This window comes from Massilibacteroides sp. (assembly GCF_028705895.1).
In the GTDB taxonomy this organism is placed as follows: domain Bacteria; phylum Bacteroidota; class Bacteroidia; order Bacteroidales; family Tannerellaceae; genus Massilibacteroides.
This window is the reverse complement of the sequence record NZ_JAQWCQ010000013.1, coordinates 24,535-43,454: the sequence shown is the minus strand read 5'-3', so window position 1 is coordinate 43,454 and position 18,920 is coordinate 24,535. Positions and strand designations below refer to the sequence as shown.

At 36.1% G+C, this 18,920-nt stretch carries 33 protein-coding genes; 2 read left to right on the top strand and 31 right to left on the bottom strand.

Features of this window, described 5'->3' with window-relative positions; all coding sequences use genetic code 11:
- Window positions 1-63: 63 nt before the first annotated feature.
- Window positions 64-1,245: an imelysin family protein gene (locus tag PHT93_RS05265; protein ID WP_300240370.1), complete on the bottom strand. Its 1,182-nt coding sequence runs from the start codon at window positions 1,243-1,245 to the stop codon at window positions 64-66.
- 35 nt (window positions 1,246-1,280) lie between these two features.
- Complete coding sequence (locus tag PHT93_RS05260; RefSeq protein WP_300240368.1) at window positions 1,281-2,591, bottom strand: hypothetical protein; 1,311 nt, start codon at window positions 2,589-2,591, stop codon at window positions 1,281-1,283.
- Between the two features lie 252 nt (window positions 2,592-2,843).
- Between PHT93_RS05260 and PHT93_RS05255 the strand changes: the two genes are divergently transcribed.
- Window positions 2,844-3,851: an AI-2E family transporter gene (locus PHT93_RS05255; protein WP_300240366.1), complete on the top strand. Its 1,008-nt coding sequence runs from the start codon at window positions 2,844-2,846 to the stop codon at window positions 3,849-3,851.
- Window positions 3,852-3,958: 107 nt separating this feature from the next.
- The gene (locus PHT93_RS05250; RefSeq protein WP_300240364.1) at window positions 3,959-4,375 is read left to right on the top strand and encodes a putative quinol monooxygenase; all 417 of its coding nucleotides are present in this window, start codon (window positions 3,959-3,961) and stop codon (window positions 4,373-4,375) included.
- A 97-nt stretch (window positions 4,376-4,472) separates the two neighbouring features.
- Here the strand turns inward: PHT93_RS05250 and rplQ are convergent, their stop codons facing one another.
- From rplQ to rplC, 29 genes are all read right to left on the bottom strand, one after another.
- Window positions 4,473-4,970: a 50S ribosomal protein L17 gene (gene rplQ / locus PHT93_RS05245; RefSeq protein WP_300240361.1), complete on the bottom strand. Its 498-nt coding sequence runs from the start codon at window positions 4,968-4,970 to the stop codon at window positions 4,473-4,475.
- A 5-nt stretch (window positions 4,971-4,975) separates the two neighbouring features.
- Complete coding sequence (locus PHT93_RS05240; protein ID WP_300240358.1) at window positions 4,976-5,968, bottom strand: DNA-directed RNA polymerase subunit alpha; 993 nt, start codon at window positions 5,966-5,968, stop codon at window positions 4,976-4,978.
- A 13-nt stretch (window positions 5,969-5,981) separates the two neighbouring features.
- Window positions 5,982-6,587, bottom strand: coding sequence for a 30S ribosomal protein S4 (gene rpsD, locus PHT93_RS05235; RefSeq protein WP_300240355.1), 606 nt, complete (start codon window positions 6,585-6,587; stop codon window positions 5,982-5,984).
- A gap of 107 nt (window positions 6,588-6,694) precedes the next feature.
- The gene (gene rpsK / locus PHT93_RS05230; protein ID WP_300240352.1) at window positions 6,695-7,084 is read right to left on the bottom strand and encodes a 30S ribosomal protein S11; all 390 of its coding nucleotides are present in this window, start codon (window positions 7,082-7,084) and stop codon (window positions 6,695-6,697) included.
- An 8-nt stretch (window positions 7,085-7,092) separates the two neighbouring features.
- The gene (gene rpsM / locus PHT93_RS05225) at window positions 7,093-7,473 is read right to left on the bottom strand and encodes a 30S ribosomal protein S13 (RefSeq protein WP_300240349.1); all 381 of its coding nucleotides are present in this window, start codon (window positions 7,471-7,473) and stop codon (window positions 7,093-7,095) included.
- 37 nt (window positions 7,474-7,510) lie between these two features.
- Window positions 7,511-7,627 carry a type B 50S ribosomal protein L36 gene (ykgO, locus tag PHT93_RS05220; RefSeq protein WP_300240347.1) on the bottom strand — a complete coding sequence of 39 codons (117 nt, stop codon included), beginning with the start codon at window positions 7,625-7,627 and terminating at the stop codon, window positions 7,511-7,513.
- Window positions 7,628-7,642: 15 nt separating this feature from the next.
- A complete protein-coding gene (gene infA, locus PHT93_RS05215) occupies window positions 7,643-7,861 on the bottom strand; it encodes a translation initiation factor IF-1 (protein WP_006841806.1) in 219 nt (72 codons plus the stop codon).
- 6 nt (window positions 7,862-7,867) lie between these two features.
- A complete protein-coding gene (map, locus tag PHT93_RS05210; RefSeq protein ID WP_300240344.1) occupies window positions 7,868-8,656 on the bottom strand; it encodes a type I methionyl aminopeptidase in 789 nt (262 codons plus the stop codon).
- Window positions 8,657-8,667: 11 nt separating this feature from the next.
- Window positions 8,668-10,008 (bottom strand): preprotein translocase subunit SecY, encoded by a 1,341-nt coding sequence (gene secY / locus PHT93_RS05205; protein WP_300240341.1) that lies wholly within the window; start codon window positions 10,006-10,008, stop codon window positions 8,668-8,670.
- Between the two features lie 3 nt (window positions 10,009-10,011).
- Entirely contained in the window at window positions 10,012-10,458 is a 447-nt protein-coding gene (gene rplO / locus PHT93_RS05200; RefSeq protein ID WP_300240339.1) for a 50S ribosomal protein L15, read from the bottom strand.
- Between the two features lie 29 nt (window positions 10,459-10,487).
- The gene (gene rpmD, locus PHT93_RS05195) at window positions 10,488-10,664 is read right to left on the bottom strand and encodes a 50S ribosomal protein L30 (protein ID WP_300240338.1); all 177 of its coding nucleotides are present in this window, start codon (window positions 10,662-10,664) and stop codon (window positions 10,488-10,490) included.
- A 12-nt stretch (window positions 10,665-10,676) separates the two neighbouring features.
- A complete protein-coding gene (gene rpsE, locus PHT93_RS05190; protein WP_300240335.1) occupies window positions 10,677-11,195 on the bottom strand; it encodes a 30S ribosomal protein S5 in 519 nt (172 codons plus the stop codon).
- Between the two features lie 5 nt (window positions 11,196-11,200).
- Window positions 11,201-11,545 carry a 50S ribosomal protein L18 gene (gene rplR, locus PHT93_RS05185; protein ID WP_300240332.1) on the bottom strand — a complete coding sequence of 115 codons (345 nt, stop codon included), beginning with the start codon at window positions 11,543-11,545 and terminating at the stop codon, window positions 11,201-11,203.
- 21 nt (window positions 11,546-11,566) lie between these two features.
- Window positions 11,567-12,118, bottom strand: coding sequence for a 50S ribosomal protein L6 (gene rplF, locus PHT93_RS05180; protein ID WP_300240330.1), 552 nt, complete (start codon window positions 12,116-12,118; stop codon window positions 11,567-11,569).
- 18 nt (window positions 12,119-12,136) lie between these two features.
- On the bottom strand, window positions 12,137-12,532 hold the full coding sequence (gene rpsH / locus PHT93_RS05175; RefSeq protein ID WP_300240328.1) for a 30S ribosomal protein S8: 396 nt from the start codon (window positions 12,530-12,532) through the stop codon (window positions 12,137-12,139).
- Window positions 12,533-12,587: 55 nt separating this feature from the next.
- Window positions 12,588-12,857, bottom strand: coding sequence for a 30S ribosomal protein S14 (rpsN, locus tag PHT93_RS05170; protein ID WP_300240325.1), 270 nt, complete (start codon window positions 12,855-12,857; stop codon window positions 12,588-12,590).
- A 3-nt stretch (window positions 12,858-12,860) separates the two neighbouring features.
- A complete protein-coding gene (gene rplE / locus PHT93_RS05165; protein ID WP_300240323.1) occupies window positions 12,861-13,418 on the bottom strand; it encodes a 50S ribosomal protein L5 in 558 nt (185 codons plus the stop codon).
- Entirely contained in the window at window positions 13,418-13,738 is a 321-nt protein-coding gene (gene rplX / locus PHT93_RS05160; RefSeq protein ID WP_300240321.1) for a 50S ribosomal protein L24, read from the bottom strand. Before rplX ends, rplE begins: the two co-directional genes overlap by 1 nt.
- Before the next feature lie 17 nt (window positions 13,739-13,755).
- Window positions 13,756-14,121, bottom strand: coding sequence for a 50S ribosomal protein L14 (gene rplN, locus PHT93_RS05155; protein ID WP_300240319.1), 366 nt, complete (start codon window positions 14,119-14,121; stop codon window positions 13,756-13,758).
- A gap of 1 nt (window position 14,122) precedes the next feature.
- The gene (rpsQ, locus tag PHT93_RS05150) at window positions 14,123-14,389 is read right to left on the bottom strand and encodes a 30S ribosomal protein S17 (RefSeq protein ID WP_300240316.1); all 267 of its coding nucleotides are present in this window, start codon (window positions 14,387-14,389) and stop codon (window positions 14,123-14,125) included.
- A 3-nt stretch (window positions 14,390-14,392) separates the two neighbouring features.
- Window positions 14,393-14,590 carry a 50S ribosomal protein L29 gene (gene rpmC, locus PHT93_RS05145; protein WP_300240314.1) on the bottom strand — a complete coding sequence of 66 codons (198 nt, stop codon included), beginning with the start codon at window positions 14,588-14,590 and terminating at the stop codon, window positions 14,393-14,395.
- A 5-nt stretch (window positions 14,591-14,595) separates the two neighbouring features.
- On the bottom strand, window positions 14,596-15,030 hold the full coding sequence (gene rplP / locus PHT93_RS05140; RefSeq protein WP_300240312.1) for a 50S ribosomal protein L16: 435 nt from the start codon (window positions 15,028-15,030) through the stop codon (window positions 14,596-14,598).
- Window positions 15,031-15,049: 19 nt separating this feature from the next.
- Window positions 15,050-15,781, bottom strand: a complete 732-nt coding sequence (rpsC, locus tag PHT93_RS05135; RefSeq protein ID WP_300240310.1) for a 30S ribosomal protein S3 — start codon at window positions 15,779-15,781, stop codon at window positions 15,050-15,052.
- A gap of 6 nt (window positions 15,782-15,787) precedes the next feature.
- On the bottom strand, window positions 15,788-16,198 hold the full coding sequence (rplV, locus tag PHT93_RS05130) for a 50S ribosomal protein L22 (RefSeq protein ID WP_300240307.1): 411 nt from the start codon (window positions 16,196-16,198) through the stop codon (window positions 15,788-15,790).
- A gap of 41 nt (window positions 16,199-16,239) precedes the next feature.
- Window positions 16,240-16,509 (bottom strand): 30S ribosomal protein S19, encoded by a 270-nt coding sequence (rpsS, locus tag PHT93_RS05125; RefSeq protein ID WP_300240304.1) that lies wholly within the window; start codon window positions 16,507-16,509, stop codon window positions 16,240-16,242.
- A 20-nt stretch (window positions 16,510-16,529) separates the two neighbouring features.
- On the bottom strand, window positions 16,530-17,354 hold the full coding sequence (rplB, locus tag PHT93_RS05120; protein ID WP_300240301.1) for a 50S ribosomal protein L2: 825 nt from the start codon (window positions 17,352-17,354) through the stop codon (window positions 16,530-16,532).
- Between the two features lie 5 nt (window positions 17,355-17,359).
- Window positions 17,360-17,653: a 50S ribosomal protein L23 gene (gene rplW, locus PHT93_RS05115; protein ID WP_300240298.1), complete on the bottom strand. Its 294-nt coding sequence runs from the start codon at window positions 17,651-17,653 to the stop codon at window positions 17,360-17,362.
- 12 nt (window positions 17,654-17,665) lie between these two features.
- Window positions 17,666-18,295, bottom strand: coding sequence for a 50S ribosomal protein L4 (gene rplD, locus PHT93_RS05110; RefSeq protein ID WP_300240294.1), 630 nt, complete (start codon window positions 18,293-18,295; stop codon window positions 17,666-17,668).
- Complete coding sequence (gene rplC, locus PHT93_RS05105; RefSeq protein ID WP_300240292.1) at window positions 18,295-18,912, bottom strand: 50S ribosomal protein L3; 618 nt, start codon at window positions 18,910-18,912, stop codon at window positions 18,295-18,297. The genes rplD and rplC overlap by 1 nt, the downstream gene beginning before the upstream one ends.
- Window positions 18,913-18,920 lie beyond the last annotated feature (8 nt).

Sequence of the window (18,920 nt, the reverse complement as noted above, 5' to 3'; positions counted from 1 at the left end):
GATGTTATCAATTACCTGAACATCCTCTTATTTATCCTAAAAATGATCAAACGTTGTTTTGCATTATTCTGCAAGAAGCGCTGATTTTGCTTTAGTTAATGCATTAGCCAAAGTTTCACCAATTACTGTTACAGCTTCGTCTGCTTCAGCAGAAGTATAATTCTTCGCAAAAGGATATGGGATTTTTTCAATCGCTGCATAAGAAGCTGCGATAGCATCTTTTACAGCTTTGTCTGCGTCGGCATTAACACCTGCAAGATATTCACTGACAGAAGCGCCCGATACACCATATGCTGTTCCCAGATAGGCATTTTCGATGCTTTGAATATTATCTTTAAAATCTTCTAAAGAGTTATAGCTATAAGGAGATTCAATGTAATTTTTATCTTCATCACTGGCGCTTTCATTTGCAGCTGTACCAATCTTCACATTACCAACCTCATCGGCAATAACAAATGCATATTCAAGTATCTGAGTGGCAGCAGCTGTCACTGTACGATATCCACTACCCGCTTCACCTGCTTTCAACATCTCTTCTCCATAAGACATTTCACTGGATGTTCTTCCGATTTCAAGTTCCTTTTCTTCAATCAATGCTTGTTTAGCCGAAGTTACATTATCAAGTCCTGCCCAAGCTGCCTCAAGACGAACACATTGATTTCTTAAATCGCCACCAACGGCAACAGCATAGTCCATTTCTGCGTCAGTTATTATTGAAACATCTTTAGTAGCTCCTTCTGCAAACAAAATATTTTCAATACCATGGAAACCTAATAATGATATTCCCAGATATTGGCTTGCCCATACATCACCGTCTTCACCGGCAAGTTGTTCCATGAAGTCTTTATTTACTAATAGTTTCTTGAATTGAACTTCATCTAAAGGCCACGTATCGATGTGTGGATCGATTCCGAAATCAGCTACAGCACCAAATAAGAATGCCTCGCTCAATTCCCAATGTTTACGGGTATCTTTCCAAGCATTTGCTGCCGCTTCAAGATTAGCGTTTGTTTTATCAGCCTTCAATGCTTCTATTTTTTCCTGCAAATCAATCGTCGCGTCTGCTAACTTATTATAAGTCGCGATCACAATATTATTTACATAATTTTCCACAACTGGTTTTAAGGCCTCCGTTTTGGGATCAGTTTCGTCAACCGGATCATCATCGTCATCACTACAGCCAAAGCCAATAACGGACAGTGCCATGCAGGCCAGATAAACTGGCAATTTTAAGTACTTTTTCATGTTTATATTTTTTAGTTGTATAGTTTATTAAATCCTTATTTTGTGAAAAACCCGGCATAAGCAACGCCTATATTAATAGCGTTCTCATTTTTAAAGGCAGAGCTCATTAATCCGGCTGAATATTCCGCTTTTATAACAACATCTTTTATTGGGAAATAATTAATTCCTCCTACAAGAACCTGACGTCCGCACCAATCCTGATCGGTTATATTTTTTGAAACCTTATACATAGAATCGAAAAACTCGTAACGACCATACAAGTAGAGTTTTTGTTTTTTCTGTTTCATTTTTGCTATTTGCGAAAAAATATCATAACCGACTTCAACACCTGTCGCAAGTGCATCTGATGCTACATTTGAACGTGGTGAAGCGGACTGATTGGGCAGGTTCCGATTATACACAGATATTGTCTGCGCATCTCCCAAATGTCCATAGTCAAAATATCCTCGCGCAATCCAGTTATGTTTATTATATTCGAAATCAAAACTTCCGATCATGACTTCACCTTTTATTCCTTTATACTTATCACTGGATGTGGTCTTTATTCCATTATTGAAACTTTGTCCATAATAGCCGCTCACTCCCATTCTAAGACCGGGAACTGAATAATTATCGAGTCGCAGGGCAGTCGCTAATTTATTACCAACTTTAAATTCATACGGTGAAGCTGAAGCTCCGGAGATCCACGAATCACTTCCGAAAAGTTCTGAGTCAAGGCCTCCTAAGACTTGTACTTCATATCTCCATTTATCAACTTTCCCCCAAAGGCTTACTCCTGTTTCGTGCCAGGTAGAAGGTAATATTGTTCGCTCACCCTGTGGTCTGAATACGGTAAAAAATTGTGTGGGAAGATGGTTGCCATTGGTTAACCCAATCGGCACAATAATATGTCCCATTCGTAAGTTAAACGACTTATTGAATGTTTTTTCAATCCAGAATTGTTCCAAAACAACTTCCCCCCCGCGTTCTACTTCTGCTTCGTATTCTCCTCCTTCTTCAGGTTCAATTTCCATAGCAGATTCAGTACCTCCGTGTTCAAACTCGATTTCGGAATTCATTCTCCAACCGTTTCCAAATTCATATCCTACAAAAAAGACTACATGAGGTAAATCAAAACGTCCATGAGCCGGATCATTTTTGTATGTTTCAGGAGTCATGTAACGAAAGACGTTGTCACTATAAAAATTACGACTATATGTTGCCTCACCATAACCACCAAGACTCAAACCGGACGCTTTTGTTATCGGGTTCGATGTTTCATCATTTTTCTGAGTTTTATTTGTCTGTGCGGTTAGTGCCGTCGTGAGAATAAACAACAAAGTGAATAATTGTGATATTTTTCTCATTCCTTTAAATATTTTCAACAAAAGTAGAGTGCTTCAAAAGAGTTGACAATAGCACATAATAGGTATTCAAACAAGAAGAATACCTACAAATAAGTATTAAAAAGAAAAAAACATGAACAAAAGAGCGTATATAACTGTTGTTGTCAAAATTCAGACGAAACAACAGAAAGATTCCATTTTTTTATTTGATCTATTTATATTCAATTTTTTACTGTAGATTTGCTTCAATAATCTTTTGATATTTATTCATATATGGCAACATTGAAGGAAAATTATTGGAAATACTCTTTAATTATATTGATTGTTTTTATCGGAATTATTTTATTCAATCAATTCCGCCCTTTCTTTACAGGTCTGTTAGGAGCTTTCACCATGTATGTACTTCTTAGGAAACAGATGTTTTTTCTTGTGGAAAAGAAAAGAATCAATCAGACAGGAGCAGCGTTATTAGTCATATCTGAAGTAATCTTATGCATTCTGATTCCTACGTTTCTGGTCATATGGATGTTGCTTGGGAAAATAAAGCACGTAAATTTAGACATTGCCCCTTTGATTGCATTTGTACAACAATTCATTACGCTTGTACAAGAAAAGACAGGATACGATTTATTAAGTGTGGGCAACTTAGGAACGATTACAAGTTATGCTACCAGAGGGATTCAAGTCCTTATTGGACAGGTAAGTAATATTGTAGTAAATTCTGTTGTACTAATATTCTTTCTCTACTTTATGTTGATTAGCGGACGAAAATTAGAGAGTTATGTTTATGCTCTACTACCATTTAATGACAAAAACAAATCGCATGTAATGGATGAAATAAAACGATTAGTGTTATCTAATGCGATTGGGATACCTTTACTTGCTATTATTCAAGGTGTATTCGCTTTTATCGGATATTTAATATTTGGAGTGCCAAGTGCCTTATTGTTTAGTGTCATCACCTGCTTCGCCACTATTATACCACTGCTGGGAACAGGAATAGTGTGGGTTCCGCTATGTGTCTATTTCGCTTTAACGTCCAACTGGGTTAGCGCTATTGGCTTGCTAATATACGCTCTTGTGATTTTAACAAACATAGATAATGTCATTCGTTTTATCCTACAAAAGAGGTTAGCAGACACTCATCCTTTGATTACGGTATTTGGTGTCATCATGGGACTATCTTTATTTGGTTTTTGGGGAGTCATTTTCGGTCCTCTACTCTTATCCTTGTTTTTTTTATTGATCAACATATTTAAAACGGAATACATCGACAAATAAAGGCTTCTGGACGACATTTAATACTTTTGTCTTATCAAATAGGATATTTTTTCGACAAAAAGAAGTATTTTTGCTATGTATTGTCCAACTAACAAAAACAAATAAAAATGAAACAAGCCTTTTTGATTACATTAATAGTTGCAGGCAGCGCACTATTTTCATCATGTAAACAACAGCCGGCGCAAACGGAGGAAATCGTAAAAACTCCAATTATTGAAAAGACAGTAGAACTCCCCAAAGATGCTTTACGTATTGTTGCCATTGTCACATTGAAAGATGAAAGTTTCACGGCAGACTTCGAGAAAGCAGCTTCTGCAGTTGTAGCAGGATCTCGAGCAGAGGAAGGATGTGTATATTATGAATTAGGAAAATCAAATACGCCGCTAACCTATGCTTTTATCGAAGTATGGAAATCGCAAGAAGCAATTAATATACACAATGAAACGACACACTTTAAGGCTTTTGTTGAAGCGATAAACGGAAAAGCAGATTTAAATGTCTGTGTTATGAACAATCTTTATTAAAATAAAGCTGAAACAGCTACCAATAAAAAGACATTTACAACAAAAAAGCCTGTCCGTTTACAACAGACAGGCTTTTTTATGGATAACTTTTTTATCGTTATTCTTTTGTTTCTGAAGAAACATCTAATGTTTCTTCAGTTGTAGGTTGAGAAGGTGCAGCCTCATCAGCTACAGCAGCAGATTTTTTTCTCTGACGTCTAGCCTTCGGAGCTTTTTTAGTCTCCTTTAACATGTTTTCATTGTAATCTACTAATTCAATAAAACACATCGCTGCATTATCACCTAAACGATTCCCTGTTTTAATAATGCGAGTATAACCTCCGGGACGTTCTCCGACCTTTTGAGCCACATCATTAAACAGTTCCGTTACAGAATATTTATTTTTCAAACTACTAAAAACGATACGTCTTGAATGAGTGGTATCTTCTTTTGCTTTAGTAATCAGAGGCTCAACATATTTACGCAAAGCTTTAGCTTTTGCAGTTGTCGTAAAAATACGTTTATGTAAAATCAACGAAGTAGCCATATTCGAAAGCATAGCTGCTCTATGAGTATTTGTACGACCTAAATGATTAAATTTTTTATTATGTCTCATCTTAGTTACTCTTTGTCTAATTTATATTTACCAGTATCCATGCCGAAAGAAAGATTCAGGCTTTCCAGTAATTCATCTAATTCAGTTAATGATTTCTTTCCGAAGTTTCTGAACTTCAATAAATCATTTTTATTGAATTTAACCAATTCACCTAAAGTTTCAACATCTGCCGCCTTCAAACAATTCAAAGCACGGACTGAAAGATCCATATCTGACAACTTACTCTTAAGCAGTTGGCGCATATGAAGTACTTCTTCATCAAATTCTTCATTTCCTTCCGTATCTGATGTTTCAATAGCAATCTTTTCATCTGAAAACAACATAAAATGATGTATCAAAATCTTAGCTGCTTCCTTTAAAGCGTCTTTGGGATGAATCGAACCATCAGTGGCAATCTCCAACACTAATTTTTCATAGTCTGTTTTTTGCTCCACACGGAAATTTTCAATTGAATATTTAACATTACGAATTGGTGTAAAAATTGAATCAATTGCAATTCCTTGTAAATCCGAAACTAATTCTCTGTTTTCATCAGCTGGAATATATCCACGCCCTTTATTTATAGACAATTCAATATGGAAACTGGCATTAGGATCTAATTTACAAACCACTAATTCAGGGTTTAATACTTCAAAGCCTGTTAAATGCCTACCGATATCACCCGCCTTAAACACTTCTGTTCCCGAAACTGAAATACTAACTTTCTCACTTTCGATATCTTCTACAATGTGTTTAAACCTAACTTTTTTTAGATTTAAAATAATATTTGTTACATCCTCTAAAACGCCTGGAATTGTTCCGAATTCATGGTCAATTCCATCTATTTTAATTGATGTAATAGCAAAACCTTCAAGTGATGACAAGAGAATACGGCGTAAAGCATTACCTATTGTTATGCCATAACCGGGCTCTAATGGACGGAACTCGAATTTACCGAAGAAGTTATCCGCTTCCAACATTAATACTTTATCGGGTTTTTGAAATGCTAATATCGCCATGGAATCAATTTTATTATTTAGAATACAATTCTACAATCAGCTGTTCTTTTATATTTTCTGGTATATCACTTCTTTCAGGAATGTGTAAAAACTTACCGTTTAAAGAAGCAGAATCCCACTCAATCCAAGGATACTTACTATGGTTAAAGCCAGACAAAGCATCAGATATAACTTCTAATGATTTGGATTTTTCTCTAACACCAATTACTTGACTTGGTTTTACAGCATATGATGGAATATTCACAACTTTACCATCAACAGTAATATGTCTATGAGAAACCAATTGTCTTGCGGCTGCTCTTGTTGGAGCTATACCTAACCGATAAACAATATTGTCTAAACGGCATTCTAACAATTGTAACAATACTTCACCGGTAATACCTTTTGAACGTGATGCTTTTTCAAAGAGATTTCTAAATTGTTTCTCTAAAACGCCATAAGTATATTTTGCTTTCTGCTTTTCACGTAATTGAATACCGTATTCAGAAGTTTTTCTCTTTCTTGAATTACCGTGTTGTCCAGGAGGGTAGTTCTTTTTTGAAAGTACCTTATCAGGTCCAAATATAGCTTCTCCAAATTTTCGAGCTATTCTTGTTTTAGGTCCAGTATATCTTGCCATTATTTTTATTTTTGATTCAATATAAATTTGAAAAAGTTCAGCCGCGATTATAGAGAGGGTAAGGTGTATATAATCATTTTACCTTTTCAAATTCAAACATTAATAAATTATACTCGTCTCTTTTTCGGAGGACGACATCCATTATGTGGTAAAGGAGTAACATCAACAATTTCTGTAACTTCAATACCTGCACCATGTATAGTTCTGATAGCAGACTCACGTCCATTACCAGGTCCTTTAACGAAAACTTTTACTTTTCTCAAGCCTAAGTCAAAAGCAACTTTAGCACAATCTTGAGCAGCCATTTGTGCTGCATAAGGAGTGTTTTTCTTTGAACTTCTAAATCCCATTTTACCAGCTGATGACCAGCTAATAACTTGGCCGTCGCCATTTGCAAGTGTAACTATTATATTATTAAAAGAAGAATGTATGTGCGCTTGGCCATACGCTTCTACTTTAACATTTCTTTTTTTTGCAACAACTGTTTTTTTTGCCATATCAAATATTATTTAGTAGCTTTTTTCTTATTTGCAACTGTTTTCTTTCTTCCCTTACGTGTACGAGCATTATTTTTTGTACTCTGTCCTCGCAACGGTAAGCCAATACGATGTCTCACGCCACGATAACAACCAATGTCCATCAAACGTTTTATGTTCAGCTGAACCTCTGAACGAAGGTCTCCTTCTACTTTGTATTCAAGCCCTATTACTTCACGTACTTTTGCTGCTTGATCATCAGTCCAATCTTTTACTTTTATGTCACGATCTATGCCAGCCTTCTCTAATATAGAATTTGCAGCACTACGACCTATACCATAAATATAAGTCAAAGCTATCTCACCTCTCTTATTCTGTGGCAAATCTACACCTACTATTCTTATAGCCATATTTTAATCTTAATTATTAGTTTGCAAAAATAAGAAATTATCCTTGACGTTGTTTATATTTAGGATTTTTCTTGTTTATAACATACAGACGCCCTTTTCTACGAATAATTTTACATTCAGGCGTACGCTTCTTCAACGATGCTCTTACTTTCATTTCTCTATATTTTTATTATTTATATCTAAACGAAATTCTTCCTTTTGTTAAATCGTATGGTGACATTTCCACCCTCACTTTATCACCAGGAAGTATTTTAATATAATGCATTCGCATTTTACCGGAAATATGAGCTGTTATCTCGTGTCCATTTTCCAACTCGACACGAAACATAGCATTCGATAATGCTTCTACAATTACTCCATCTTGTTCTATTGCTGATTGCTTAGCCATAAAAAATTAACAATTATGCCTGTTTTCTAAAACTTCTTCCAAAAAACTAAATGATGATAAGATACGAGCCGAACCAGATTGTATTGCTATACAATGTTCAAAATGAGCTGATGGTCGTCGATCTTTTGTTCGTACCGTCCAACCATCTTTTTCAAACACAACATTTCTCTTACCAAGATTAATCATTGGTTCAATACAGATACACATACCTTCCCGCAGCAAACTTCCGCTACCTTTTCTCCCATAATTGGGAACTTCTGGAGATTCATGCATTTGTTTACCAATACCATGACCTACAAGTTCGCGAACAACAGAATAACCGTTCTTCTCACAATATTCTTGTACAGAGGCACTTATATCACCAACACGTTTTCCTTCAACTGCATTATTTATCCCAACATACAGCGCCTCACGCGTCACAGTTAATAGCTTTTGAGTTTCATCATCAACTTCTCCAACAGCAAAGGTATATGCAGAATCACCTACAAAACCATTTAAGACTGTTCCACAATCTACCGAAATAATGTCACCTTCTTTTAAGATAGCTTTATTCGATGGTATTCCATGAACTACTTGTTCATTTACTGAGGTACAGATAGAATTCGGAAACCCTCCATAACCAAGGAATGCAGGTTGCGCACCATTATCTCTTATGAAAGATTCTGCAATTTTATCCAATTCTAATGTTGAAACTCCCGGTTTAATATATTTAGCTAATTCTCCAAGGGTCTTACCTACTAATTGATTAGCCAAATACATTAACTCAATCTCTTCATTTGTTTTTAGATATATCATTTTAACAATTATCAATAAGCTCCTACAGCTCCTGAACGTCCTTTAATTCTTCCTGATTTAAGTAACCCATCATAATGTCGCATAAGAAGATGACTCTCTATTTGTTGTAATGTATCTAAAACAACACCAACTAAAATCAATAAAGATGTTCCTCCAAAAAATTGAGAAAAATCCATACTCACTCCAGCAATCCTAGCAAAAGCAGGCATTATAGCCACCAAAGCCAAAAAGAAAGCACCAGGCAAAGTTATACGATCCATTATAGAATCAAGATAATCTTTAGTTTCTTTACCAGGTTTTATACCAGGAATAAAACCATTATTTCTCTTCAAATCATCGGCCATCTGCGTTGGATTAATCGTTATTGCTGTATAAAAATAAGTAAATAAAATAATTAAAACAGCAAAAACAAAATTGTACCAAAAGCCTGTATTATCCATAAATGCAGACCAAAATGGGCTTGTATTCTCTGAGTTTGCAAAACCGACAATAGATATTGGAATGAACATTATAGCCTGAGCAAAAATAATTGGCATAACGTTGGCTGCATTAACTTTTAAAGGAATGTATTGTCGAGCACCACCGTATTGCTTGTTACCAACAATTCTTTTAGCATACTGTACAGGAACTTTCCTTACACCTTGAACTAATAAAATTGCCCCAGCAATTACAAATAATAAAAACAACATTTCAATTAAAAACATTACAAGCCCTCCTGTTTTATCAGTAGTTCTTGAAATAAATTCTTGAAATAAAGAATGAGGTAATCGAGCGATAATTCCTACTAAAATAATAAAAGAGATACCATTTCCAACTCCTTTATCAGTAATCCTTTCTCCTAACCAAAGAATAAACATACTACCCGCTGCCAATATTATTGTAGAAGAAACCGTAAACCAAACATTAGCAGGCAAAGAAGCTCCTACCGCTTTAAGTTGTACACTAAGGTTAATCAAGTAAGTTGGTCCTTGTAATAACAAAATTGCAATAGTTAAATAGCGGGTATATTGATTAATCTTTTTTCTACCACTTTCTCCTTCTCTTTGCATTTTTTGAAAAGAAGGTACCGCAATTGCTAACAACTGCATAACAATAGAAGCAGAAATATATGGCATTATACCTAATGCAAAAATAGAAGCATTAGAAAAAGCTCCTCCGGAAAACATATCAAGTAAAGCTAACAATCCACCTCTTGTTTGTTCTTGTAGAGCGGTTAACGCTTTAGGGTCAATACCTGGAAGCACTACATAAGTACCAAAACGATAAATAGCTATTAAAAGCAAAGTAGTGAGGATTCGATTTCTCAAATCCTCAATTTTCCAAATATTCTTTATAGTTTCAATTGCTCTCATATCTTAGAGTTTTACAACTGTTCCGCCAGCAGCTTGTATCACAGCCTCTGCACTCTTTGAAAATGCATGAGCAGCAACCTCGAGACTCAAGTTTAAACTACCGTTACCAAGTATTTTCACTAACTGATTAGAAGAAATAAAACCGGCATTTATCAAATCATCTAATCCAATCTTAGCCAAACTCTCCTTCTCAGCCAATTGTTGCAATACAGAAAGATTAATTGCTTTATATTCTACTCTATTTATATTCTTAAATCCAAATTTTGGAAGACGTCTCTGAATTGGCATTTGACCTCCTTCAAATCCAATCTTCCGCGAATATCCAGATCTTGACTTCGCCCCTTTATGCCCTCTGGTAGAAGTGCCACCCAAGCCAGAGCCTGGTCCACGACCAATTCTCTTTCTTGTTTTTGTAGATCCAGCAGCAGGCTTTAAATTTGATAAATTCATATCTTTAGTCTGTAAATTATAACTACTATTTATTTTTCAACTGAAACTAAATGTTTCACTTTTTCAATCATCCCTAAAATCGATGGAGTAGCTTCGTGCTCAACTGTACGATTCAACTTTCTTAGCCCCAAAGCATCTAAAGTTTTTTTCTGATCTGCAGGACATTTAATTCTGCTTTTTATTTGTTTTACTTTAATTGTTGCCATTTTCACACAAAATTAACCTTTGAACACTCTTTCTACTGATACTCCTCTATTTTGAGCAACATCAAATGGGCTTCTCAACTCTCCTAAAGCCTCAATAGTAGCCTTAACTAAATTATGAGGGTTAGAAGATCCTTTCGACTTTGCCAATACATCTGTCACACCAACACTTTCCAAAACTGCACGCATAGCACCTCCGGCTTTTACTCCAGTACCCAATGTTGCTGGCTTAAGAAGAACTTCTGCACCTCCAAATTTTGCAATCTGTTCATGCGGAATTGTTCCTTTATGAACGGGTACACGAATTAAATTTTTCTTCGCAGCTTCAACGCCTTTTGCTATAGCAGTAGTTACTTCACCAGCTTTACCAAGCCCCCATCCAACGATTCCGTCTTCGTTACCAACAACAACGATCGCAGCAAAACTAAAAGTTCGTCCACCTTTTGTCACTTTAGTAACACGATTTATCGCAACTAAACGGTCTTTTAGTTCAATATCGTTAGTCGATTTTATTCTATTTTTATTTCCTACCATCTTTATTAAAATTTAAGACCTCCATTGCGTGCAGCATCTGCCAATTCTTTAATTCTGCCATGATATAAGTAGCCGTTACGATCAAATACAACAGTTTGAACTCCAGCTTCAATTGCACTTATAGCTATTTGTTCTCCCACTTTTGCTGCAATAGCCTTTTTTGCCTCAGTTTTTTCTATTTTCAAGGATGAAACAGCAGCAATCGTTGCTCCTTTAGTATCATCAATTATTTGGGCATAAATTTGTTTATTGCTTCTGAAAACAGTCAAACGCGGACGTTCAGTCGTTCCAACGATTTTACTACGAACGCGTTGTTTTATTTTTTTTCTTCTTTCTTCTTTTGTTGTCATGCTAATTCCAGTTTTAATAGATTATTTTCCTGCTGATTTACCAGATTTCCTTCTAATAACCTCACCAACAAATTTAATACCTTTTCCTTTGTATGGTTCAGGTTTTCTAAAAGATCGGATTTTTGCACAAACCTGACCTATCAACTGTTTATCGGCAGACTCTAAAATAACAAGAGGACTCTTATTTCTCTCCGTTTTTGTTTCAACCTTTATCTCCTTAGGCAACATCAAATAGATATTATGAGTATAGCCTAAAGAAAAATCTAATAGCTGTCCCGTGTTAGATACACGATATCCAACACCAACTAATTCTAATTCTTTTTTATATCCTTCAGATACTCCAATAACCATATTATTTATCAGAGATCGATAAAGACCATGTAAAGCTTTGTGGCTTCTTTCATCTGTTGGTCTATCCAATTGAATATCGTTATCCTCAATTTTAACTTGGATATCAGGATTAATTGATTGACTTAACTCTCCTTTTGGTCCTTTTACTGTCACAACAGAGTCTTTCACTGTTACAATAACTCCCGTTGGAATATGTATTGGTAATTTTCCTATTCTAGACATACTTACTTCCTCCTTCAATTAATAAATGTAACACAACACTTCTCCTCCGATTTTAAGATCTCGGATTTCCTTATCTGTCATTACACCTTTGGAAGTAGATATAATAGCTATTCCCAAACCATTTAATACTCTTGGGGCATCTTTATACCCTACATACTTACGCAAACCTGGAGTAGACACTCTCTTTAAGACCTTGATGGCATTAACTTTGTTCACTAAATCATATTTCAAAGCAATTTTAATACTGCCTTGAGGGCCATCCTCTACAAACTTGTAGTTTAAAATATACCCTTTGTCAAAAAGAATCTTTGTAATTTCTTTTTTTAAATTTGAGGCTGGCACTTCTACAACTCTGTGATTAGCCTTTATTGCATTACGCAACCTCGTTAAATAATCTGCTATAGGATCTGTCATTATTATATAAATTAAATTGATCCGGACTTTCCGGACAATATTTAAAACTACGGTCTCACCAACTTGCTTTTTTCACTCCTGGTATCAATCCATTTGAAGCCATCTCACGAAATTGAATTCGTGATATTCCAAACTGGCGGATATAACCTTTAGGACGACCCGTAATTTTACATCTGTTATGTAATCTTACAGGTGACGCATTTTTAGGTAGTGATTGTAAAGCATCGTAATTACCTTCGGCTTTGAGTTTAGCTCTTTTTTCTGCATATTTAGCAACAAGCTTAGCTCTTTTCACCTCACGAGCCTTCATTGATTCTTTTGCCATATATCAATCTTTTTTATTATTCTTAAAAGGCAATCCAAACTCTCTCAACAGAGCATACCCTTCTTCATCCGTTTTCGCGGAAGTCACAAAGGTAATATTCATTCCTAATATCTTTGTAATATTATCAATATTAATTTCAGGAAAAATGATTTGCTCTTGAACACCTAACGTGTAATTACCACGTCCGTCCAACTTACTTTCAATTCCTTTAAAGTCACGAATACGTGGAAGAGCAACACGAACTAATCTTTCTAAGAATTCATACATTTTTTCACGACGTAATGTAACCATTACACCAATTGGCATCTTCTTTCTTAACTTGAAATTTGAAATATCCTTCTTAGAGACTGTTGCTACAGCTTTTTGTCCAGTTATCAATCCCAATTCAGCCACTGCAACATCTATTATCTTCTTGTCGGCTGTTGCAGAACCCAGTCCTTGATTAATAACAATCTTCTTCAATACTGGAACTTGCATTATTGATTTATATCCAAACTCTTTAGTCAAAGCAGGAACAATTCTATCCTGATACTCTTTCTTTAGACTGGCAGTATTGCTCATTACTTTATTTCCTCCCCTGATTTTTTTGAATAACGCACTAATATACCCTTATCATTCAACTTTCGTCCTATCCTCGTTGGTTTACCAGACTTTGGATCTAAAACATTTAAATTAGAAAGATGAATCGGAGCTTCTTTTTTCTCAATTCCACCTTGTGGATTTTTTGCGTTAGGCTTAGTGTGTTTCGAAACCATCTTAACACCTTCAACTATTGCTTTGCTTTCTTTAACCAGAACCTGCAATACACGTCCAGTTTTACCCTTATCTATTCCGGTATTTACAAAAACAACATCGCCTTTTTTGATATGTAACTTACTCATTATCTAAAATGTATAAATTATAATACTTCCGGAGCAAGTGAAACAATCTTCATATTTGTAGTACGTAATTCTCTGGCAACTGGACCAAAAATACGACTACCACGAATATCACCTCCTGCATTTAATAAAACACATGCATTATCGTCAAAACGAATATAAGATCCATCCTGACGACGGATTTCTTTCTTTGTACGAACAATAATAGCCTTAGAGACAGCGCCCTTCTTTACATCACTTGAAGGTATAACACTTTTAATTGCAACTACAATCACATCCCCAACTGTTGCATAACGCTTTCTGGTTCCACCTAAAACACGAATACACAAAGCTTCCTTTGCTCCGCTATTATCTGCAACTACTAATCTTGATTCTTGTTGTATCATATTACTTCGCTCTTTCGATTATTTGAACTAATCTCCATCTTTTAGTCTTGCTCAAGGGTCTTGTTTCCATGATTTTCACGGTATCCCCTATTTGGCATTCATTCTTTTCATCATGAGCGTGATATTTCTTTGTTTTATTAACAAATTTACCATAAATCGGATGTTTTTCTTTCCACTTCACAGCTACTGTGATGCTTTTATCCATTTTATTGCTAAAAACAACGCCCGTTCTTTCTTTTCTTAAATTTCTTGTTTCCATCAGGCTCATTGATTATTTGTTATTTATTTCTCTCCATCGCAACTCAGTCATCATACGAGCAATCGTTCTGCGTTGTCTCTTAATCTGAGCAGGATTTTCTAACGGAGAAATACTATGTCCAATAACTTTTTGATCTAAAGCTACGATCTCAGCATCTACTCTTTCACGCAATTCTGCGGTTGTCAATTCTCTTATTTCTGCTATCTTCATAACATTTACGCATTTTGATTTTGCATGTCATAGTCACGTCTCACAACAAATTTTGTTGTCACCGGAAGTTTTTGAGCAGCCAAACGCAATGCTTCTTTAGCCACATCAAAAGGTACTCCTTCGATCTCAAAAATCAATCTTCCTGGAGTTACCGGAGCAACAAATCCTTCAGGAGAACCTTTACCTTTACCCATACGTACTTCAGCAGGTTTTTTTGTGATTGGTTTATCAGGGAATATTCTTACCCAAACCTGCCCTTGACGTTGCATATAACGAGTTACGGCAATACGAGCAGCTTCAATCTGTCTTCCCGTAATCCATTTATTCTGTAACGATTTTATTCCAAAAGACCCAAAAGCCAATTGGTTACCGCGTTGAGCTTCACCTTTCATACGACCTTTTTGTTGTCTTCTGAATTTCGTTTTCTTTGGTTGTAACATCTTTTCTAAGTTCTAATGTTTAACGATTAGTTTTTTTTCTTTTGAAGTTCTTTTCTCTACCACCGCCACCTTCGTTACGACGGCCAACTTCCTTTGATGTTGTAAATGAAGGGGCAAGATCTCTCTTCTCATAAACTTCACCACGGCAAATCCAAACTTTAACACCCAGTAATCCAACCTTAGTGAGTGCTTCTGCCAATGCATAGTCAATGTCTGCTCTAAATGTATGCAAAGGAGTTCTTCCCTCTTTATACATTTCCGAACGAGCCATTTCAGCACCATTTAGACGTCCTGAAATCTGGATTTTAATTCCTTCAGCACCCATTCTCATCGTTGAAGCTATCGCCATTTTGACAGCACGACGATAAGCAATCTTGCCTTCCAACTGACGAGCAATGTTATTGGCAACAATAACAGCATCAAGTTCAGGTCTTTTTATCTCGAAGATATTGATCTGCACTTCCTTATCTGTTATCTTTTTCAATTCCTCCTTCAACTTATCTACCTCTTGTCCACCCTTTCCGATAATAATTCCCGGACGTGATGTACAAACAGTTATAGTTATCAGTTTCAACGTACGTTCGATAACAATACGCGATACACTAGCCTTGGCAAGACGGGCGTTCAAATATTTACGAATCTTTGTGTCTTCCAACAATGTATCTCCGTAATTTTTCCCTCCATACCAATTAGAATCCCAACCTTTGATGATTCCTAATCGATTACTAATCGGATTAACTTTCTGTCCCATCTAAAATTAATTTTGACTTTCGTTTGTACTAAGCGTATCTACAAATATCGTCACGTGATTAGAACGTTTACGAATTCTATAACCTCTACCTTGAGGAGCAGGTCGCATTCTTTTCAACGTCGTAGCGCAATCAACGCTTATCGATGAAACGAATAACTCACCGGTTTCTGCTTTACGTTCATTCTTTTGCTCCCAATTGGCAATAGCAGAACGAAGTAATTTTTCAACTCTTGCTGCAGCTTCTTTATTTGAGAATTTGAGAACACCCAATGCTCTAAAAACCTCCATTCCACGAATCATGTCAACAACTAATCGCATTTTTCGAGGAGAAGTAGGTACATTCTTTAATTTTGCAAAAGATACTTGCTTAAGGGCTTCTTTTCTTGCTTCAGCTGATATTCTTTTTCTAGCACCCATTTTATTGATTCTTTTTTATTTCAAATCCAAACATTCCTGTCTTATTTCTTTTTGTTTCCAGCATGACCACGAAAAGTACGCGTGGGAGAAAATTCACCCAACTTATGACCAACCATGTTTTCTGTCACAAAAACAGGAATAAATTTATTACCATTATGAACTGCAATTGTATGGCCCACAAAATCAGGGGAAATCATTGAAGCTCTTGCCCATGTCTTAATTACAGCTTTTTTGCCTGACTCATTCATTGCCAAGACTTTACTTTCAAGCTTTACGTTAATATACGGGCCTTTTTTTAGTGAACGACTCATAGTTTACTTAATTAATCAGATTACTTTTTCCTTCTTTCAATTATATACTTAGAAGAATGCTTCTTAGGAGCTCTTGTTTTCAAGCCCTTTGCATACAAGCCCTTACGAGATCTAGGATGTCCTCCTGAAGCACGTCCTTCACCACCACCCATTGGGTGATCAACAGGGTTCATAACAACCCCACGGTTACGAGGACGACGTCCAAGCCATCTAGAACGTCCGGCTTTACCTGATTTTTCAAGACCATGGTCTGAATTTCCTACACTTCCGATTGTAGCCTTACACGCAGAAAGAATCTTACGAGTTTCACCTGAAGGCATTCTTATAATTACATAATCTCCTTCACGAGACGTCAACTGAGCAAATGCTCCGGCCGAACGAACCATTTTGGCTCCTTGTCCAGGACGCAATTCAATATTATGTATAATTGTACCTACCGGTATCTTTGCCATTGGCAAAGTATTTCCAATCTCAGGAGCTACATCACTCCCTGAAACCACTGTCTGGCCAACAACTAAGCCTTCAGGAGCAAGAATATATGCTTTTGCCCCATCAGCATAATACAACAATGCAATACGAGAGGTACGATTCGGATCATACTCAATCGATTTTACTGTTGCGGGAACGCCATCTTTATTTCTCTTGAAATCGATTAATCTGTACTTTTGCTTATGACCGCCACCAATATAGCGCATTGTCATTTTACCGGTGTTATTACGACCACCTGTACGTTTCTTACCAACTACAAGAGATTTTTCTGGTGTACTTGCAGTGATTTTATCAAATGCACCAATAATCTTGTGTCTTTGCCCCGGTGTTGTGGGCTTTAATTTACGTATTCCCATTTCTTTTAAATATTACTAAAGAAATCAATAGATTCTCCTTCTTTCAACGTCACGATTGCTTTCTTAAACGAAGCTTGTTTGCCATTGATGATTCCAGATTTTGTATAACGACTTTTCCGTTTCCCAGAATAGTTCATCGTATTAACATCAACAACTGCAACACCATACATATCTTCTATAGCCTTTTTAATCTCCAGCTTATTTGCATCAGGAGAAACACGAAAACCATATCTGGTAGGCATTTTTTCTGTAATTGCAGTTTGCTTCTCAGTTATTATCGGTTTAATAATTATTCCCATTATTCAATCTCCTTATGCTTTAAATAAGTTTTCCAATGCAACTACAGAACTCTCAGTCAGAATAATATTCTTCGCATCAAGAACTCTATATGTATTTAAATCAGAAGCAATTACCACATTTGTCTTTTTCAAATTTCGAGCCGACAAATATACGAATTTATTTCTTTCCGCAAACACAAACAACAGCTTAGAGTCTCTAACCTTCAGATTTTCAGTAATAGAGATCAATTCTTTTGTCTTGGGAGTTTCAAATGAAAAATCTTCAATTACAACTATTGCATTTTCCTTAGCTTTATAACTCAGTGCAGATTTTCGAGCTAAACCTTTTAATTTCTTATTCAGTTTAAAACTATAATCTCTGGGTTTAGGACCAAACACACGTCCACCACCAACAAGAACAGGGGAATTAATATCTCCTCGACGAGCTCCACCTCCTCCTTTCTGACGGATAAGTTTACGCGTACTACCGGAAACTTCACTTCTTTCTTTGGCCTTGTGAGTACCTTGTCTCTGATTAGCCATGTATTGTTTTACATCCAGATAGATAGCATGATCATTTGGTTCAATCCCAAAAATTGCATCATTCAAAGTTACCTTTCTTCCGGTATCTTCTCCTTTAATATTTAATACGCTCAGTTCCATTATTTCTCAATTAATACGATTGAACCTTTTGCTCCAGGAACAGATCCTTTCACCAATAAAAGATTGTGTTCCGATATTACCTTAATCACTTCTAAGTTCTGAACAGTCACACGTGCATTACCCATCTGTCCGGCCATTCTTGTTCCTTTAAATACTTTTGCAGGATAAGAACATGCACCAATACTACCCGGAGCACGTAAACGATTGTGCTGACCATGAGTTGACTGACCAACTCCACCAAATCCATGACGTTTTACAACGCCTTGAAAACCTTTTCCTTTAGATGTTCCGATAACATCTACAAACCCTGCATCTTCCAAATAATCTACAGTGATAACATCACCTAAATTATACGCAGTTTCAAAACTCTTGAACTCGGCCAAGTGTCTCTTTGGGGTTACTCCAGCTTTTTGGAAATGACCTAATTCAGGTTTAGTTGTATGCTTTTCCTTCTTTTCCTGGAAGCCCAACTGAACTGATTCATAACCATCATTTTCCAGTGTTTTAATCTGTGTAACCACACAAGGACCTACTTCGATAACAGTGCATGGAAGATTTTTTCCCTCGGCACTGAATACGGATGTCATTCCGATTTTCTTTCCTAATAATCCTGGCATTTCACTTT

Bases quoted from the DNA above. Each gene is read 5' to 3' on its own strand.
- PHT93_RS05265 (WP_300240370.1), bottom strand. From the start codon at position 1,245: ATGAAAAAGTACTTAAAATTGCCAGTTTATCTGGCCTGCATGGCACTG.
- PHT93_RS05260 (WP_300240368.1), bottom strand. From the start codon at position 2,591: ATGAGAAAAATATCACAATTATTCACTTTGTTGTTTATTCTCACGACG.
- PHT93_RS05255 (WP_300240366.1), top strand. From the start codon at position 2,844: ATGGCAACATTGAAGGAAAATTATTGGAAATACTCTTTAATTATATTG.
- PHT93_RS05250 (WP_300240364.1), top strand. From the start codon at position 3,959: ATGAAACAAGCCTTTTTGATTACATTAATAGTTGCAGGCAGCGCACTA.
- rplQ (WP_300240361.1), bottom strand. From the start codon at position 4,970: ATGAGACATAATAAAAAATTTAATCATTTAGGTCGTACAAATACTCAT.
- PHT93_RS05240 (WP_300240358.1), bottom strand. From the start codon at position 5,968: ATGGCGATATTAGCATTTCAAAAACCCGATAAAGTATTAATGTTGGAA.
- rpsD (WP_300240355.1), bottom strand. From the start codon at position 6,587: ATGGCAAGATATACTGGACCTAAAACAAGAATAGCTCGAAAATTTGGA.
- rpsK (WP_300240352.1), bottom strand. From the start codon at position 7,084: ATGGCAAAAAAAACAGTTGTTGCAAAAAAAAGAAATGTTAAAGTAGAA.
- rpsM (WP_300240349.1), bottom strand. From the start codon at position 7,473: ATGGCTATAAGAATAGTAGGTGTAGATTTGCCACAGAATAAGAGAGGT.
- ykgO (WP_300240347.1), bottom strand. From the start codon at position 7,627: ATGAAAGTAAGAGCATCGTTGAAGAAGCGTACGCCTGAATGTAAAATT.
- infA (WP_006841806.1), bottom strand. From the start codon at position 7,861: ATGGCTAAGCAATCAGCAATAGAACAAGATGGAGTAATTGTAGAAGCA.
- map (WP_300240344.1), bottom strand. From the start codon at position 8,656: ATGATATATCTAAAAACAAATGAAGAGATTGAGTTAATGTATTTGGCT.
- secY (WP_300240341.1), bottom strand. From the start codon at position 10,008: ATGAGAGCAATTGAAACTATAAAGAATATTTGGAAAATTGAGGATTTG.
- rplO (WP_300240339.1), bottom strand. From the start codon at position 10,458: ATGAATTTATCAAATTTAAAGCCTGCTGCTGGATCTACAAAAACAAGA.
- rpmD (WP_300240338.1), bottom strand. From the start codon at position 10,664: ATGGCAACAATTAAAGTAAAACAAATAAAAAGCAGAATTAAATGTCCT.
- rpsE (WP_300240335.1), bottom strand. From the start codon at position 11,195: ATGGTAGGAAATAAAAATAGAATAAAATCGACTAACGATATTGAACTA.
- rplR (WP_300240332.1), bottom strand. From the start codon at position 11,545: ATGACAACAAAAGAAGAAAGAAGAAAAAAAATAAAACAACGCGTTCGT.
- rplF (WP_300240330.1), bottom strand. From the start codon at position 12,118: ATGTCTAGAATAGGAAAATTACCAATACATATTCCAACGGGAGTTATT.
- rpsH (WP_300240328.1), bottom strand. From the start codon at position 12,532: ATGACAGATCCTATAGCAGATTATTTAACGAGGTTGCGTAATGCAATA.
- rpsN (WP_300240325.1), bottom strand. From the start codon at position 12,857: ATGGCAAAAGAATCAATGAAGGCTCGTGAGGTGAAAAGAGCTAAGCTT.
- rplE (WP_300240323.1), bottom strand. From the start codon at position 13,418: ATGAGCAATACTGCCAGTCTAAAGAAAGAGTATCAGGATAGAATTGTT.
- rplX (WP_300240321.1), bottom strand. From the start codon at position 13,738: ATGAGTAAGTTACATATCAAAAAAGGCGATGTTGTTTTTGTAAATACC.
- rplN (WP_300240319.1), bottom strand. From the start codon at position 14,121: ATGATACAACAAGAATCAAGATTAGTAGTTGCAGATAATAGCGGAGCA.
- rpsQ (WP_300240316.1), bottom strand. From the start codon at position 14,389: ATGAGCCTGATGGAAACAAGAAATTTAAGAAAAGAAAGAACGGGCGTT.
- rpmC (WP_300240314.1), bottom strand. From the start codon at position 14,590: ATGAAGATAGCAGAAATAAGAGAATTGACAACCGCAGAATTGCGTGAA.
- rplP (WP_300240312.1), bottom strand. From the start codon at position 15,030: ATGTTACAACCAAAGAAAACGAAATTCAGAAGACAACAAAAAGGTCGT.
- rpsC (WP_300240310.1), bottom strand. From the start codon at position 15,781: ATGGGACAGAAAGTTAATCCGATTAGTAATCGATTAGGAATCATCAAA.
- rplV (WP_300240307.1), bottom strand. From the start codon at position 16,198: ATGGGTGCTAGAAAAAGAATATCAGCTGAAGCAAGAAAAGAAGCCCTT.
- rpsS (WP_300240304.1), bottom strand. From the start codon at position 16,509: ATGAGTCGTTCACTAAAAAAAGGCCCGTATATTAACGTAAAGCTTGAA.
- rplB (WP_300240301.1), bottom strand. From the start codon at position 17,354: ATGGGAATACGTAAATTAAAGCCCACAACACCGGGGCAAAGACACAAG.
- rplW (WP_300240298.1), bottom strand. From the start codon at position 17,653: ATGGGAATAATTATTAAACCGATAATAACTGAGAAGCAAACTGCAATT.
- rplD (WP_300240294.1), bottom strand. From the start codon at position 18,295: ATGGAACTGAGCGTATTAAATATTAAAGGAGAAGATACCGGAAGAAAG.
- rplC (WP_300240292.1), bottom strand. From the start codon at position 18,912: ATGCCAGGATTATTAGGAAAGAAAATCGGAATGACATCCGTATTCAGT.